The 16,185-nt window shown below is 19.2% G+C and carries 11 protein-coding genes; 2 read left to right on the forward strand and 9 right to left on the reverse strand.

Features of this window, described 5'->3' with window-relative positions; translation table 11 throughout:
• Nucleotides 1-514: 514 nt before the first annotated feature.
• From glnS to dnaA, 9 genes are all read right to left on the reverse strand, one after another.
• Entirely contained in the window at nt 515-2,137 is a 1,623-nt protein-coding gene (gene glnS, locus ACLHHF_RS01010) for a glutamine--tRNA ligase (protein ID WP_411307969.1), read from the reverse strand.
• A gap of 15 nt (nt 2,138-2,152) precedes the next feature.
• On the reverse strand, nt 2,153-3,142 hold the full coding sequence (gene tsaD / locus ACLHHF_RS01015) for a tRNA (adenosine(37)-N6)-threonylcarbamoyltransferase complex transferase subunit TsaD (protein WP_411307970.1): 990 nt from the start codon (nt 3,140-3,142) through the stop codon (nt 2,153-2,155).
• Between the two features lie 18 nt (nt 3,143-3,160).
• The gene (tsaB, locus tag ACLHHF_RS01020; protein ID WP_411307971.1) at nt 3,161-3,715 is read right to left on the reverse strand and encodes a tRNA (adenosine(37)-N6)-threonylcarbamoyltransferase complex dimerization subunit type 1 TsaB; all 555 of its coding nucleotides are present in this window, start codon (nt 3,713-3,715) and stop codon (nt 3,161-3,163) included.
• Nucleotides 3,716-3,762: 47 nt separating this feature from the next.
• Nucleotides 3,763-4,209 carry a tRNA (adenosine(37)-N6)-threonylcarbamoyltransferase complex ATPase subunit type 1 TsaE gene (gene tsaE / locus ACLHHF_RS01025; protein WP_411307972.1) on the reverse strand — a complete coding sequence of 149 codons (447 nt, stop codon included), beginning with the start codon at nt 4,207-4,209 and terminating at the stop codon, nt 3,763-3,765.
• 49 nt (nt 4,210-4,258) lie between these two features.
• The gene (locus tag ACLHHF_RS01030) at nt 4,259-5,266 is read right to left on the reverse strand and encodes a hypothetical protein (RefSeq protein WP_411307973.1); all 1,008 of its coding nucleotides are present in this window, start codon (nt 5,264-5,266) and stop codon (nt 4,259-4,261) included.
• Nucleotides 5,267-5,379: 113 nt separating this feature from the next.
• Complete coding sequence (gene gyrA, locus ACLHHF_RS01035) at nt 5,380-7,896, reverse strand: DNA gyrase subunit A (RefSeq protein ID WP_411307974.1); 2,517 nt, start codon at nt 7,894-7,896, stop codon at nt 5,380-5,382.
• A 33-nt stretch (nt 7,897-7,929) separates the two neighbouring features.
• Nucleotides 7,930-9,831 (reverse strand): DNA topoisomerase (ATP-hydrolyzing) subunit B, encoded by a 1,902-nt coding sequence (gene gyrB, locus ACLHHF_RS01040; RefSeq protein ID WP_411307975.1) that lies wholly within the window; start codon nt 9,829-9,831, stop codon nt 7,930-7,932.
• Between the two features lie 151 nt (nt 9,832-9,982).
• Nucleotides 9,983-11,107, reverse strand: coding sequence for a DNA polymerase III subunit beta (gene dnaN / locus ACLHHF_RS01045; RefSeq protein WP_411307976.1), 1,125 nt, complete (start codon nt 11,105-11,107; stop codon nt 9,983-9,985).
• A gap of 5 nt (nt 11,108-11,112) precedes the next feature.
• Nucleotides 11,113-12,492: a chromosomal replication initiator protein DnaA gene (dnaA, locus tag ACLHHF_RS01050; RefSeq protein ID WP_411307977.1), complete on the reverse strand. Its 1,380-nt coding sequence runs from the start codon at nt 12,490-12,492 to the stop codon at nt 11,113-11,115.
• Between the two features lie 1,267 nt (nt 12,493-13,759).
• On the opposite strand from dnaA, the gene ACLHHF_RS01055 reads away from it, so the two are divergent.
• Both ACLHHF_RS01055 and ACLHHF_RS01060 read left to right on the forward strand, forming a co-directional pair.
• On the forward strand, nt 13,760-14,779 hold the full coding sequence (locus tag ACLHHF_RS01055) for a MetQ/NlpA family ABC transporter substrate-binding protein (RefSeq protein ID WP_411307978.1): 1,020 nt from the start codon (nt 13,760-13,762) through the stop codon (nt 14,777-14,779).
• Between the two features lie 8 nt (nt 14,780-14,787).
• Complete coding sequence (locus ACLHHF_RS01060) at nt 14,788-15,537, forward strand: ABC transporter permease subunit (RefSeq protein ID WP_411307979.1); 750 nt, start codon at nt 14,788-14,790, stop codon at nt 15,535-15,537.
• Nucleotides 15,538-16,185: the final 648 nt, after the last annotated feature.

Here is a 16,185-nt window from a genome sequence, read left to right on the forward strand (position 1 = left end):
AAAACACCGTTAAAGGTGTTTATTTGATTAAAAAAACGAAGAAAAGTGTTATATTTTTTTAGAATATTTAAAAAATTAATTAATTTTAATTCCTTTATATTAATAAATATATTTATTAATAAATTTATATTTTTAATATCAAATAAAATAAAATGTGAAAAAAATAAATTAACATTATAAAAAATAAAAATTTTTAGTATTTTAATTTTTTAAAAATAAAATAAAAACAAAAAAAAATCTAAATGGTTTTTTATTTTTTTTAAAAAAAAGATCGACAAAATATCGATCTAATTAATTAAATTATTTAATTTTAAAAATTACAAAGTTTTAAAACAAATCTAAAAAAATAATATGATAAATTATTTTTTAAAGAAAGTTTATTTTTTTAAAAAAAATGAAATAAAAATAAATAAAACAATTCAAAATTAGAAAATTTAAATAAAAAATATTATTTTATTAATTTATTTTAATAAATAAATTATATCAAAAGATTAATTAATATATTTTACTTGTTTTATTTATAAGTTTTTTTTAAAGAAATAATTTCATTAAAATTTAATATTTTTTCTTCCACTTTATCAAAAACAAAATAACCGTTTCTAATAAATTGAAATTTATCCAAATGTTTAAAATTTTTAAAAGAACTATCTAAAAATCCCACTTTAATTTCTAAAGATTTAAAATTAAATTCTGATTTCAAATCTTTAGGTTTTTCAGTTTTATATATAGACGTAAAAAAATTAAAATTAGCTTTTTGTGCTGTACTAACTTCTACAAAATGAATAGTTCCGTTAGGTTTTCTTTCGTTAAAACCACTACCACTTTTTGTTTTAGGATCATAAGTAGCTAATAATTCAATAATTTCACCATGATTATTTTTAATAATATCATAAACTTTAATGAAATAAGCATGTAATAATCTTACTTCACCATTTAAAAATAATCTTTTATATTTTATATCAGGTTTATTAATTTGAAAATCTTCTTTTTCTATATATATTTCTCTAGAAAAAAAAATCTTTTTAGTTTGAAATAAATAACCATTATTTTCTTGAAATTCTAAAATTTCTTTTTGGTTTAAAGGATAATTAGTAATTGTTACTTTTAAAGGATTTATTACAGCCATCATTTTAAAAGTTTTAGATTGTAAATCATCTCTTACAAAAGATTCTAACATACTTTTTTTTACTTTAGAATTATTTTTAGATAAGCCAATATTTAATAAAAAATTTTTAATAGAATCAGGGGTATAACCTTTTCTTCTTAAACCAGACAATGTAGGAATTCTCGGATCACTCCAACCATTAACTAATTTATTATCTACTAAAAATTTTAAATTTCTTTTACCTAAAATAAAATCGGTAATATTTAACTTACCAAATTCAATTTGAGTAGGAATATGAGACATTTCTGTTTCTTTAATAACCCAATCATATAAAACTCTATGATCTTCAAATTCTAAAGAACATAATGAATGACTAATTTTTTCAATAGCGTCTTCTAAAGGATGTGCATAATCATATGTAGGAAAGATGAACCAATTAACATTTTTTAAAGTTTTAGCATTTAAAATACGATATAAAACAGGATCTCTTAAATTAATATTAGGACTTTTCATATCTATTTTAGCTCTTAAAACTTTTTCACCCTCTTTATAAATTCCTTGTTGCATTTTTTGAAAAAGTCTTAAATTTTCTTCAATACTACGATTACGATAAGGAGAATTTTGACCAGGTTCGATTAAATTACCACGAGTTTGAAATATTTCTTTAGAACTCAAATCATCTACAAAAGCTTTATTTTTTTTAATCAAAATTAAAGCTCTTTCATACATTTCTAAAAAATAATCAGAAGCAAATAATATTTTATTGGGTTCATAACCTAGCCATTTAATATCTTCTAAAATAGAATTAACATAAATTTTATCTTCTTTAATAGGATTAGTATCATCATATCTTAAATTAGTTTGTCCATTAAAAAATTTAGCTAATTCAAAATTAATAAAAATAGCTCTTGCATGACCTAAATGTAAAAAACCATTAGGTTCAGGAGGAAATCTTGTAATAATTTGATGGTATTTTTTTTTTTTTAAATCTTCGATCATAATTTTTTTAATAAAATTAGATTGTTTTTGCATTTTTTTCATCCTAATTTAAAAAGATAAATTAGGTTTACCTTCCCAATGATAATTTTGATTAAATTTTAATTGATATTTAAATTGATAATAAGCTGCAATTCCAATCATAGCTGCTTGATCACCACAATATTTTAAACTAGGTATAATAACTTTTAATTGAGAAAATTCACTTACAAATCTTTTTCTTAAACTATAATTAGCAGCAACTCCGCCTGTAATAATTAATTGTTTAAAAAAATATTTTTTTAAAACTCTCTTTGTTTTTTCTACTAAAACATCAATAACACTAGATTGAAAAGAATTACAAATATTTATTTTTTCTTTTAAATCAAAATTATTTTTAGAAACTAAGTTAAATATTGAACTTTTCAAACCAGAAAAACTAAAATTAAAATTATCATTTTTTAAATAAGGACGAACGAATTTAAAAGTATCCTTACCTTTTTGAGCTAATTCATCAATAATAGGACCTCCGGGATAACCAAAACCTAAAATTCTAGCAACTTTATCATAAACTTCCCCAACAGCATCATCACAAGTAAAACCTAACTTTTTAATTTGTAAATAATTTTCTAAAGCTAATAATTCTGTATGTCCACCCGAAACAACCAAAACTAGAGCCGGGAACTCAATCTCATTTTCTATTTGTGCCGAATAAATATGTCCTAATAAATGATTAATACCTAAAACTGGTTTTTTATAAATATAACCAAAAACCAAAGCGCAGTTAATCCCTACTAATAAAGAACCAATTAAACCTGGGCCTTGTGTAAAGGCAACTAAATCAATTTCTTGAGGTTGAATATTTGCTTCCTTTAAAGCTTTTTCCAAAACTAAAGTAATATTTTTTACATGTTCTCTAGATGCTAATTCAGGAATAACACCGCCGTTTAATGAGTGCTCTTTTATTTGAGAAAAAACAATATTAGAAAGAACTTTTTTACCGTCTTTAGTTATAGATGCACTAGTTTCATCACAACTAGTTTCTATCGATAAAATTATCATATTTTTTTCCTTAAATTTTTAAATTTTAACTAAATAATTAGGAACTAAAGTATGTACGTTTTTAACTTTTTTGGCATAAAAAAAAACTTTTTTCAAATCTAATTTAATATTATCATTAGTTATTAAAATGTGATTTGGATAATTATCTAAAAAAACTTTATTATATCTACCTTCTGGTAAAATTATTTCATTATTTTTTAAACTTAAACCAAAAAAAAAATTATTTCTCGCATCTATTAAAGGAGTTAAATATTTTTGGAGATATCCACTAGTTAAAAGAATTAAACTATTAATTTCTAATAAAGGTATATTAAAAGATAAAGCAATTATTTTTGATGTTAAAACAGCAATTCTAGTACCCGTATAAGAACCAGGACCTGTTCCTACTAAAATACCATTTAAATCTTTTAAATTTATTTTATTTTCTTGTAATACTGCATCCATCAAAGGAACCATATTAGCAACATAATTTTTTTGGCCAATTTTTTTTTTAAAAGTTTTTATGCTACCATCAATAACCAAAATAACAATTTGAACTTCAGTAGAAGTATCTAAAATAAGAAAATTTTTCATTTACTTTATAACATTACCTTTACTATAAGCTTTTATTTTATAATATTTTAATTTAATTCAATTAAAATATTTCTTTGATTTTCACTTAAATAATCAATTTTTACCCTAAAATTAAAATTACTAAATAATTTTCTTAAATCTTGATAAGTTTCAATAACTAGAACATCCCCTGTTTCAACTTCTTCTAATAACTCTTCTAAATTTTCAAGTTTCAAAATAAATCGATAAATATCTAGGTGATGTAAATTCCTTTTAAAACCAAAATAAGTTTTCATTAAAACAAAAGTAGGACTATTAATATTGTTTTTTATGCCTAAAGCTTGAGCTAAACCTTTTGTAAAACAAGTTTTACCCGAACCCATTTCACCCTCTAATAAAATAATAACTGTTTTTTTAATAAATTTAATTTTTTGTCCTAAAAATTTACCTATTTCTTTAGTTTCTTCAAAAGAATTAGTTTTTTTTGTTATTATTTTTTTATTTTTTATTTTCATTCAAAAACTTTTAAACTTCCTTGAATTTGAAAATTTTTTATATTAAAATTTAATTAATTAAATAAATATCTTGTTGATAAAAAATTATCATTACTTTATCAATAACATTAAAAAGACCTCGAAAAATTTTTTTAGGAACATCAATAAAAATTTCTAAAAAACCTTTTAATAAATTTCCAGAAAATAAATCATAAACACCTTCATTACATTGTTCTATAACAATATTTAAATTTTCATTAATAGAATTATTTATTTTTTCAATAATTAAAAAAATTTCTTTTAAAAATATAATTCCTGGCCCTAGAAAAGTTTTTTTTTCACCAAAATATAAAAAATTTTCTTTAATTTTTTCCAATCGATCTAAATTAAATTCTATAAAATTTAAAATTTCTATATTTAAAGTTAAATTTGTTTTAATTTCGATAAATTCTAACATTTTAATTAAAAAATTTTCAAATAAAACACTATTAAGTAAATTTTGTAAAATAAATCCTGAATTTTTAGATAATTTTTTAAAAATATTTTTGATGCAAACATTAATTCTTTGAGAATTTATTTTTTTAAAAGTTTTTAATTTAATTTTTTTTAAATCTTCTTTTTTTATAAAATCAAATTGAGAAATTTGTTCTAATAAATCATAATTATTTTCTTTAAAATCAAAGTTAATATTTTTATTTTCTAAAAACCAAAAAAAATAAATATTTATATAATCAATATATTTATTTTTACTAATATTTGTATTTTGAGATGATAATTCTTTTAGTGATGGTTCTAAATAAATAGCCATTAAATTTGAATTAATAATTGAATTATCAATTTCAATTAAACTTAATATTTTTTTTTGTGAAAAATCAAAATTTTTTATATTTTTTTGTAAATATTCTTTTATATCTTTTTTATTAGAATTTTTTCCTAAATAAACATCAAATGTTTTAACTTCTTTTTCTATTTCTTCATTTAAACCATAAATAAAATTATAATTTAAAATTGCAAAGAAAAAAAATAAAATAAATAATGAAAATTTAATAATTTTAAAATTTTTAAAATACTTAATCATTTTTTTACCACACTTTTTTATATAAAAAAGAAAATTTAGTTTATATTAATAAACTATAATTATTATCAACAATAAATAAAATATTTAACTAAATAATTTGAAAAAATATTTTTTTAAAAAATTTCAATCAAAGTTTCATCATTTGATTCTTCTTTTTTAATCAAAGTTTTTTTAATCAAAGCTGTTGAAGATACTTTATCACTTTCTTCAAGTGAAATTAAAATATTTCCTTGTGTTACTTTAGATTTAGTCAAAGGTATTTGTTTAGTATCAATTCTAACTACTTTTCCATGATCAGAAAAAATAATTAATTCTTCATTTTGATAAATAGTTAAAAGTCTTACTAATTTACCATTTCTAGAAGTTATTTTTAATGTTTTAGTACCTTTACCACCACGATTTTGATTACGATATTCATTAGCTTTAGTTATTTTTCCATAGCCCTTTTCAGTAATAACTAAAATATTTTGTTTTTCACTATCAACTACAGTCATACCGATAATTTCTTCTTCTTCTTTTATTTTAATACCTCTAATACCTGAACTTTTACGTCCTGTTTGTCTAATTTCAAACTCATTAAAACGAATAGCTTTACCATCAGAAGCAGCTAAAATAATATCTTGTTCACCGGTAGTTCTACTAACAAATAAAACTTCATCATTATTTTTTAAAACAGCAGCTATTTTACCATTTCTACGAACATTTTCAAAATCTTTTAAAGAATTTCTTTTTATTAACCCTTTTTTAGTCACTAAAACTAAATAATTTTTTTCTTCTTTAAAATCTTTTACACTTGTTAAAGAAGTTAAAAATTCATTTTCTTCTAAAGGTAATAAATTAACTAAAGGAATACCTTTAGAATAACGTGAACCTAAAGGAATTTCATAACCTTTTAACTTATAAATTTTACCTTTATTAGTAAAAAATAATTGATGATCGTGAGTAGAAGTAATTAAAATATGTTCTAAAAAATCATTTTCTTGCATTTTTAAGCCTGATACACCTTTTCCACCACGATTTTGTTTTTTATAAGTATCAAGGTTTAAACGTTTAATATAACCTCTATGAGTAACTGTAATTAAAATTGTTTCTTTATTAATTAAAGATTCATCTTCAACTGTTAAATATTGTTCATTACTAATAATAGATTTTCTTTTATCTTGGAATTGATTTTTAATTTTCAATAATTCTTTTTTTAAAATTTTTTCTTTTTTAGTTTGTGAACTAATAATGTTTTCACATTCTAAAATTTTTAATTTCAAACTTTCTTCTTCTTTTATAATTTTTTTTATTTCTAAATTAGTAATTTTTTGTAAACTCATTTCCAAAATAGCTTTACTTTGAATTTCATCAAAATTATAATTTATCATAATATTTTTTTGTGCTTCTTTAACATCATTAGAATTTTTAATAATTTCTAAAACTTTATCTATATCATTAAGAATAATTGCTAAAGCAGTAATCAAATGTTTTTTTTGTTTAGCTTTATTTAATTCAAATTGTTTTTGACGATTAATAACATCTATTCTAAAAAGAAAAAATTCTTCCAACATATTTTTTAAAGAAACTATTTTAGGAACACCATTAACTAATGCTATCATATTAAAACAAAAAGAAGTTTGCAATTGAGTATGTTTATATAAATTATTTAAAATAATTTTAGGTTCAATATCTTTTCTCAATTCAATAATAATTCTCATACCTCTTGCATTATTAGATTCATCTCTTAAATCAGTTATACCTTCAATAATTTTTTCTTTAACCAAAAAAGCAATTTTTTCAATTAAACTAGTTTTTTTTATTTGATAAGGAATTTCTTTAATTATTATAATTGGTTTATTTTTATCAGAATAAATAATTTCTGTTTTAGAACGAACAAATATTCTTCCTCTTCCGGTTTCATAAGCTTCTTTTAAACCTGAAATACCTAAAATTTCTCCTCCGGTAGGAAAATCAGGTCCTTTAATAAATTCCATTAAACCTTCAGTATCAATGTCTTTATTGTCAATATAACTAATTAAAGCATCTATTACTTCAGATAAATTATGAGAAGGAATATTAGTGGCCATTCCAACAGCAATACCAGTTGATCCATTTACTAATAAATTAGGAAAACTAGAAGGTAAAAAAACCGGTTCTTTTTCACTACCATCATAATTATCAATAAAATCAACCGTTTCTTGATCAATTTCTTTTAATAATTCCATAGATATTTTAGACATTTTAACTTCAGTATAACGCATAGCTGCCGCGTTATCACCATCAATAGAACCTAAATTACCATGACCATCAATTAAAGGATAACGATAATTAAAATCTTGTGCCATTCTAACCATAGCTTCATAAATACTAGAATCTCCGTGAGGATGAAACTTACCCATTACATCACCAACAATTCTAGCTGATTTTTTATAACTAGAATGATAATAAACACCTAATTCATTCATTCCATATAAAATTCTTCTTTGAACAGGTTTTAATCCATCTTTAATATCTGGTAACGCTCTAGCCACAATAACACTCATAGCATAACTTAAAAAAGATTTTTTAATTTCTTGATTAATATTAATTTTTTTAATTTTCCCGATCAGATAATCTTCATTTTTTAACAAATCATTTTTTTTTGACATTTTTTAATCTCTTCTTTTTAAAAAATTTTTTTATTAAACATCTAAATCAGCGTAAACTGCATTATCTTGAATAAATTTTTTCCTTATAGAAACTTCTTCTCCCATTAACATATTAAAAACTTGGTCTGATTCTAAATCATTTTCTAAATTAACTTGCAAAAGAGTTCTAGTTTCTGGATTCATCGTAGTTTCCCAAAGTTGTTCAGGATTCATTTCCCCTAAACCTTTATATCTTTGAATATAAAATTTACCACTTATTTGACTTAAAATATTTTTTAATTCTTGTTCTTCATAAGCATAAGTTATTTTTTTACCATATTGAATTTTATATAAAGGTGATTTTGCAAAATAAATATAACCTTTTTCAATTAAAGCTTTTAAATTTCTAAAGAAAAAAGTTAAAAGTAAAGTTCTAATATGAGCACCATCAACATCAGCATCAGTCATAATAATAATTCTATGATAACGAACTTTTTCAATATTAAAATCTTTACCAAAACCAGTTCCTACCGCTTGAATTAAAGAAATAATTTCCTTGTTACTTAAAATTTTTTCTAAACGAGCTTTTTCAACATTTAAAACTTTTCCTTTTAAAGGTAATATAGCTTGATATTTAGAATCTCTTCCTTGTTTAGCAGATCCACCAGCCGAATCACCTTCAACAATATATAATTCTGATTCTTGTGGATTTTTATTATAACAGTCAGCTAATTTAGAAGCAAATCCTAAAGTTTCTAAAGGTGATTTTCTTCTTGTAGCTTCACGAGCTTTTTTAGCATCAATTCTTGCTTTAGAAGATAAAAAACATTTTTCTATAATTTTTTTAGCTTCTTGAGGATTTTCTAATAAATATTTTTCTAATTCTTCGCCAAAAAACTTAGAAATAATTTGTCTAACTTCAGAATTTAAAAATTTAGTTTTAGTTTGACTTTCGAAAGAAGGATTAGGGTGTTTTAAAGAAATAACTACAGTTAAACCTTCTAAAGTATCTTCACTAATAAAAGTAATATTTTTTTTAAACATATTTTTTTCTTTAACATATTTATTTAAAATTCTGTTAAGAGCCATTTTAAAACCTTCTTCATGTGTTCCACCATCATGAGTCGGAATATTATTAACAAAAGAATAAATACTACTATTATAAACTTCAGTATATTGAAAAACAATTTCAAAAAACATTTTTTCAAAAAATTTTTCTTGATAAAATTCTTTGTTTAAACTTATTTTATTTTTATTTAAATGTTTAATATATTCTTTTAATCCTTCTTTATAATAAAATTCAAATTTTTCTTCTATATTTTTTCTTTTATCAATAACAATTAATTTAATACCTTTATTCAAAAATGCTAATTGTTGCATTCTTATTTTCAAAGTTTCAAAATTATAATTTGTAGTTTCTTTAAAAATTTCATTATCTGGTAAAAAAGTAATAACAGTTCCTTTTTTATCAGTTTTACCTTTAATTTCTAATTCAGTTACTGGTTTCCCTTTTTCATATTTTTGAAAATATAATTTACCTTTTAAATGAATTTCAACTAAAAACCAGGAAGATAAAGCATTTACTACTGAGGCACCAACACCATGTAGTCCTCCAGAAATTTTATAAGAAGAATTATCAAACTTTCCACCCGCATGTAATGTTGTTAAAATTGTTTCTACTACTGTTTTATTAGTTTTTGGGTGAATATCTATAGGAATTCCTCTACCATTATCAGTTACACGAATAATATTTTCAGGTAAAACTTCAAGTGTTATTTCATTAGCATATCCTTCTAAAGATTCATCAATAGAATTATCAATAATTTCCCAAACTAAATGATTTAAACCTTTTTCATTTGTTGAACCAATATACATTCCAGGTCTTATTCTTACTGCTTCTAAACCTTCTAAAACTTGAATGCTATCAGCGTTATATATTTTTGTTTTTTTCAACATTTTGTTAAAAAATTACCTTTCTTTTTTAATAATATAAATATTTAATTTTTTTTTAATTAATTCATATATATATATATATATATATTTTAATATATTAATATTTTTTATATTAATTTATTTTTTGGAATAATTTTTATTATCATAAAAATTATTAATTTAATAAAGGAAGAATTAAATGTAAAGAAGTTGGATCTTCAGAACTGGTAATAATAAAAGGTTTTAAAGCAGATTGAAAAGAAATAGTAATTTCTTTAACTAAAAAAACTTTTAAAATATCTTCTAAATATTTTGCATTAAAAGATATTTCTATTTCTTCTGCTATAATTTCTTCTAAAGGCAAAATTTCTTCTACAATATTACCAATTTCATCATTATAAGAAGATATTTCTATTTTTTTTTCTTTTTTTATTTTTAATTTAACAATACTAATATCATTTATATCTTTGTTTGAAATAAAAGAAACTCTTTCTAAAGTTTTAATTAATTTTTCTTTATTTAATTTAATTTTATTTATAAAATTATTTTCTAAAATTTCTTGCGTTTTAGGAAATTCGCCTTCTAAAAGTGTTGTTTGAAAAAATAAATTATCAGTTTTTAAAAACATTTTTTTAGAATTAAAATAAATTTGTAAAATATCGTTTTCATAATATTCTAAAATTTTACTCAATTCTTCTAAAATTTTATAATGTATTACAATATTAAAATTTTTATAATCAAAATCTAATTTTATTTTTTTTTGACTTAAACGAAAATAATCAGTGGATAAAACTTTTAAAAATGGTTTTTGATAAATAAAATTTACGCCTGTTAAAATTGTTTTTTTTTCATCTTTGGCTGCTGATATTTTAATTTCTTTAATAATTTTTTTAAAAATATTACCTTTAATTTCAATTTTTTCTTTAAATTCTAAAAAAAAATTAATTTTAGGAAAATAATTTAAATTCATTAATTTTAATTTATATTCTAAAAGCTGTGTTTTTATATTTAATGAATTATTTTCAGTTTTTATCATTTCAATAAAATCACTGTTTATTTTTTTAATAATTTCAATAAAATATTTTCCTGAAATTAATAAACTTCCTTCTTCTTTGATTTTTAAATCTTTATTTTTTATTTTAATTGATGTATTGCCGTCAGTTGATTCTAATATTAAAAAATTTTTTTTAATTTTTATTTTAATTCCTAAAAAAATAGGAAAAAAAGTTTTATGAGGAATAATTTTTTGAATTTTTAAAAGTTGTTCTAAAAATATTTCTTTTTTAATTTTAAAATGCATTTTTTTTATATTTCCTCAGTTTCTTCTTTTGATTTTATTTTTTTTATAATAAAATCAACTGATTTTTTAAATTCTGTATTTTGTTCGATATTTTTTTCAATTTTTTTACAACCTTTAGAAATAGCGGAATGGTTTTTTTTAAAAAAATTTCCAATTTCATTATATGAAAATTTATACAATTTTTTAGATAGATACATTGATATATGACGCGGTAAAGTATATTTTTGATGTTTTTTTTTTCCCAATAATTCATTAATTTCAATATTATAAAAACTACTTATTATAATATTGATTTTTTCTAAATATTTTTTTTTATATGATTTATTTTTAAAATTATTTATTTTTCCTTTTAGAAGTGGTTTTAAAATTTCTTTAGCAATATTCAAATCAATTTCATCCTTATAAGTTTGAATATAATTAAAAAGTCTTAATAAAGCACCTTCCATTTCTCTAATATTATTGACAAAACAAGATGCTATTAATTCTAAAATTTCTTTATTAATTTTAATTTTTTTTATTTCGAATTCATACATTTTTTGATTTAGAATATTTATTCTATGTTTAAAATCAGGTTTTTTAATATCTATTATTAATCCAGCTTCAAATCTTGATATTAAACGCGACATTATGTTTTTTAATTCTGAAGTATTTTTATCACTAGTAATAACTATTTGTTTATTATTTAAATAAAGATAATCAAATAATTTAAAAAATTCTATTTGAGTTCTTTTAGCTTCAGACATTATTTGAATATCATCCATTAATAAAACATCAATATTTCTATATTTTAATTTAAAATTTTCTATTTTTTCTTCTTTTAATTGATTAATAAAATCTTCTATAAATTCATCAGCTTTAACATATAAAACTTTTTTTTCTTTATTGTTTTCAATAATTTTATTTCCTATCGAATGTAATAAATGTGTTTTACCTAGTCCAACATTTCCAAAAATATAAAGAGGGTTAATTTTAATTTTTTCATTTTCTGAAATTTTTTTAGACATCTCAAAAGCAAATTTATTGCTTTCGCCTATTATAAAATTTTTAAAATTATATTTTTGATTTAAATTTCCATAATTATAAATATTATATTCTTTTTTATCTATTTTTTCTTCTTTAATTTCGTTAATTTCATTTTTGGTTATAAATTTAAAATTTAAATTTTCTTCTTTAAAAAAAATTTTGGATATTTCATTTATTTTTGATAAATAAATTTTATAAATTTTATTTTTTATAAATTCATTTTCTGTTAAAATAAAAATTATTTTATTTTCATATTTATAAACTTTTTTAGTATTTTTAAAGGTTTCGTTAAAAACTTTATCACTATAAATTTTTGAAATTTCTTCTAAAATTTTTTCCCAGATATAATTATATTTTTTCATTATTAAAATTTAAATCTCTTTCAATTCTAATTATTAATTATTTATAAATTTTAAATTTTATAATTATTTTTTTTTCTTTCTATAACAATAATATTAACATATTTTTATTTTTTTATTTTTTTATTTTTTTTTAAAAAAATTTTTTTTATTTATTTATTTAATATATTAATTATTATTATTATTATAAACCTCTTTTTATGTTCTTATTTTTTTTTTACAAGTATTTTATGTTTAAAAATCAAAATTATAGGAACATTATAGGAACATTATAGGAACATTATAGGAACATTATAGGAACATAAAAAGAAGATATAAAATTTTTTATATTTTTTTAAACACATTTTTTAAAATAAAATAATAAAATTTTTTTTGTTTTTAAAAATAAAATAAAAATTTAAATGTTCCTTATTTTTTTTAAAAACATTTACTAATTTTAACAATTTAGGAACATTTTTTTATTACTTAAATAATTTGTTTTTATTTATTAATTAATAAAAAATATTAAGTTAGGAACAATTTTTTTAATTTAGGAACATTTTAAAAATTGTTCCTAGAATGAATTTTATTATTCGTAAATTACTTGTTTAAAAAAATTAGGAACATTTTTTTAAATTTTTAAAAAAAAATAAGTGTCTAATGTTCCTAATTTTTAAAATTTCAATTTTTTAAATTTTATTTGATTTAAAAATTATTGAAATTTTACTAAAGAAAATTTAATTTTAAATTATTTATTAATTTATTAATCAATTTTATAAGATTATTAATATTGTTAAAAGTACGTTTAATTAATGATTTAATCAAAAAATTTAAAACATTTTTTAATTATTTTTATTTTTAATTTATTCTTGCTTATAAAAACTAAATAATTAGAAATGTATAGAAATTTATTAGAAGATAAAAAAAGAATTTGTGTTGGAAAATATTTATTTAAAATTATTGTTATTTAAACATAAGTAATAACAAAGAATATTGGTAAAATTATATAATTTAAAAGATAATATTTAATTTTTATTTTTAGAAATAAAAATTAAATTATTTGTTTATTTAAAAAAAATTAAAATGTTTTAAAAGTTAAATTTACATTTTTAAATTTTATATTTATTTGAAAATATATAAATTATATAAAAAAAATTATGTATGGTATATTTATAAATGGCATATTTATAATATTTAAGTTTTCATATTTTAAATTTGATAAAAATAAAAATTAAATATTAAAAAAACTATAAAGAAAAAATAAAAAGGAGTATAAAATATATTTCATATAATGAACAAATTAAAAGATTTTATAAATCAAATTAAAAAATTAAATAAAGTTCAATTATTTTTTATTTTTATTTTTGTTTTATTATCGATTTTAATTGGAATTTTGTTTGCTAATGTATTTACTACTGGAATTAGTAATAAAAAATCAAATAAAACTAATTATATAAAACCAAATAAAATTTTTAAAGTAGTAACAGCTTTACCAAAAGTTGAAAGCATTTTAAATTCTTCGTGTAAAGATTATTTAGCAAAAAAATATAATATCGAATTACAAGTTCAACTACTTTCAAATAATTTTCCTGGAACAATTGATTTAGTGGAAAATAAACAAGCTGATGCTGTTATATCATGTCATACTCCTTGGCTTTTAGATAATCAAAGACATCAAAATAAATGGAGTAATATTATTCCAATTCAGCCTTTTTATGTTGCTAAATTTGGTATTTATAAACATAAAAATGATAATTTCGATCTAAAAAGTTTTTCAGTTAATGATAATTTTAAAGTATTAATTCCGAATGATCCTACAAATGTACATTTTGCTTTACTTTATTTGAAAGAATATGGTTTAGTAGAATTAAATGATAAAAATGATTTGTCAACATCTATGTTTTATTCTTTAAATGATTTAAAATCTGATTCTAAATTAAAAAATGAAAATTTTGAATGTAAAACTTATGGACAAATACCGCATGCATTTAAACAACAAAGTGAATATAAATTAGCTGTTAATTACCCTAATTTTATGAACGATAATAATTATGAAAAAATAATTAATGATAATAATAACAATGATGAATTTTTGTTAAAAAAAAAAGAATTTAATATTTTTTCAATTACTTTAATGTCAAGAGAAGATAATAAAGATAGTGAAAAAATAAAATATTTAAAAGAATCTTTACAACAAGATGAAATAATTAAATTTTGTGATGAACAATTTCCAAATACACAAATTATTATTAATAACAAAGATGATATAGACAAAATTATGCAAAATATAGAAGATATTATGAAAATATAGAAGATATTATGGAAAATTTTTTTGAAAGATTTTTAGCAGTTTTGTTTTATAAAGAACCAACAGTTAACCCAAACAAAGGAGAATCTTATTTAATTTTAAATGGTTTTTTAGAAACTTTAAAATTGATATTACCAGCTACTTTTTTTTCTTTTTTTATAGGTTTATTTTTAGGAATTTTTTTATATATGATTAGAATAAAAAAAACATATTTTAAAAATAAAATTTATTATTTTATAAATTTTATTTTTAATTTGTTAATGTCAGCTCCTTTTTTAGCTTTTTCTATTTTAATTATTAAAATTTTTTTAGGTCCATATTTGAATTTTTATTTTGGTTTTGAAGCTGCACTTTTATGTTTGATTTTTATATTAATTCCTATTTTTGCTCGTAATTGTGAACAAATTTTTTTAGAATTGGATGAAAATATTTATGAAACTTCTTATATGTTGGGTGCAAATAAACTGCAATTTATAAGATATTTTATAATAAGAGAATCTATTCAGAGTATAATTTTTAAAACAATATCACTTTTTATTAGTTGCTTAGCATATGCGAGTGTTTTAGGTCCTATTGGTATTAATGGTTTAGGAGAAATAGTTTATCGTTATGGTTTTCAATCTTTACCATATCAAAAAGATAGAAATATTTTTACAAGTCAAGATGTAATATTTGTATGTATTTTTATTAATTTTTTAATGGTATATATTGTTTATTTAATAGGAATTATTATTAATCATATAATAAATAATAAAAAATAAGTTATTATTTGAGTTTATTTAATAATTTGTTACAATGTTGTTATGGGGATGTTTTTGGATTTGCTAGTATCAATTGATTTTATAAAGCATATCTTGGTTATGCAAGTAAAAACATTGAGGTTTCAAATAAATGACGAAAATAATCATTCAGTAAAAGAACAAGATAGTAAATTTGTTCCATCATATTTGTTCAATAATAATTTACCTTCGATGAGAAGAGCTGTTTTATAATAAAAATAAATTTTTAAAAATTATTTATAATTATTTTAAAAAAATTCAAGAATATTGATTTAATTTTTAAATAACTTGAAAAATTTTTAAATATAATATAATATATTTTTTTAATAGTTTTAATTTATTATCAATAAAATTTATTCTAAAGTTTTATTAAATGTATTTTTAAATATTTGACATTTATTTTTATTTTTTTTCATTTAATTTAATTTTTTGTTTTTTTATATTAAATTAAAAATTTTAAAAAAAACTAAATATGTAGAAAATATAAAAAAGATTGATATTATACATGGGTTCGAATCCCATCATCTCCACCAAAATTAATATTTTAAAATCTTTATTGTTTAAATAATAAAGATATTTTATTTTTTAAACAATAAAGATTTTATTTTTTGAATAATATAATAATAACAA

Origin of the sequence: Candidatus Phytoplasma pyri (assembly GCF_046600495.1) — a bacterium.
Lineage (GTDB): Bacteria > Bacillota_I > Bacilli_A > Acholeplasmatales > Acholeplasmataceae > Phytoplasma > Phytoplasma pyri.

What these genes read in the sequence shown, in the direction of transcription:
- glnS (WP_411307969.1), bottom strand. Translation starts at nt 2,137, where the DNA reads ATGCAAAAACAATCTAATTTTATTAAAAAAATTATGATCGAAGATTTA.
- tsaD (WP_411307970.1), bottom strand. Translation starts at nt 3,142, where the DNA reads ATGATAATTTTATCGATAGAAACTAGTTGTGATGAAACTAGTGCATCT.
- tsaB (WP_411307971.1), bottom strand. Translation starts at nt 3,715, where the DNA reads ATGAAAAATTTTCTTATTTTAGATACTTCTACTGAAGTTCAAATTGTT.
- tsaE (WP_411307972.1), bottom strand. Translation starts at nt 4,209, where the DNA reads ATGAAAATAAAAAATAAAAAAATAATAACAAAAAAAACTAATTCTTTT.
- ACLHHF_RS01030 (WP_411307973.1), bottom strand. Translation starts at nt 5,266, where the DNA reads ATGATTAAGTATTTTAAAAATTTTAAAATTATTAAATTTTCATTATTT.
- gyrA (WP_411307974.1), bottom strand. Translation starts at nt 7,896, where the DNA reads ATGTCAAAAAAAAATGATTTGTTAAAAAATGAAGATTATCTGATCGGG.
- gyrB (WP_411307975.1), bottom strand. Translation starts at nt 9,831, where the DNA reads ATGTTGAAAAAAACAAAAATATATAACGCTGATAGCATTCAAGTTTTA.
- dnaN (WP_411307976.1), bottom strand. Translation starts at nt 11,107, where the DNA reads ATGCATTTTAAAATTAAAAAAGAAATATTTTTAGAACAACTTTTAAAA.
- dnaA (WP_411307977.1), bottom strand. Translation starts at nt 12,492, where the DNA reads ATGAAAAAATATAATTATATCTGGGAAAAAATTTTAGAAGAAATTTCA.
- ACLHHF_RS01055 (WP_411307978.1), top strand. Translation starts at nt 13,760, where the DNA reads ATGAACAAATTAAAAGATTTTATAAATCAAATTAAAAAATTAAATAAA.
- ACLHHF_RS01060 (WP_411307979.1), top strand. Translation starts at nt 14,788, where the DNA reads ATGGAAAATTTTTTTGAAAGATTTTTAGCAGTTTTGTTTTATAAAGAA.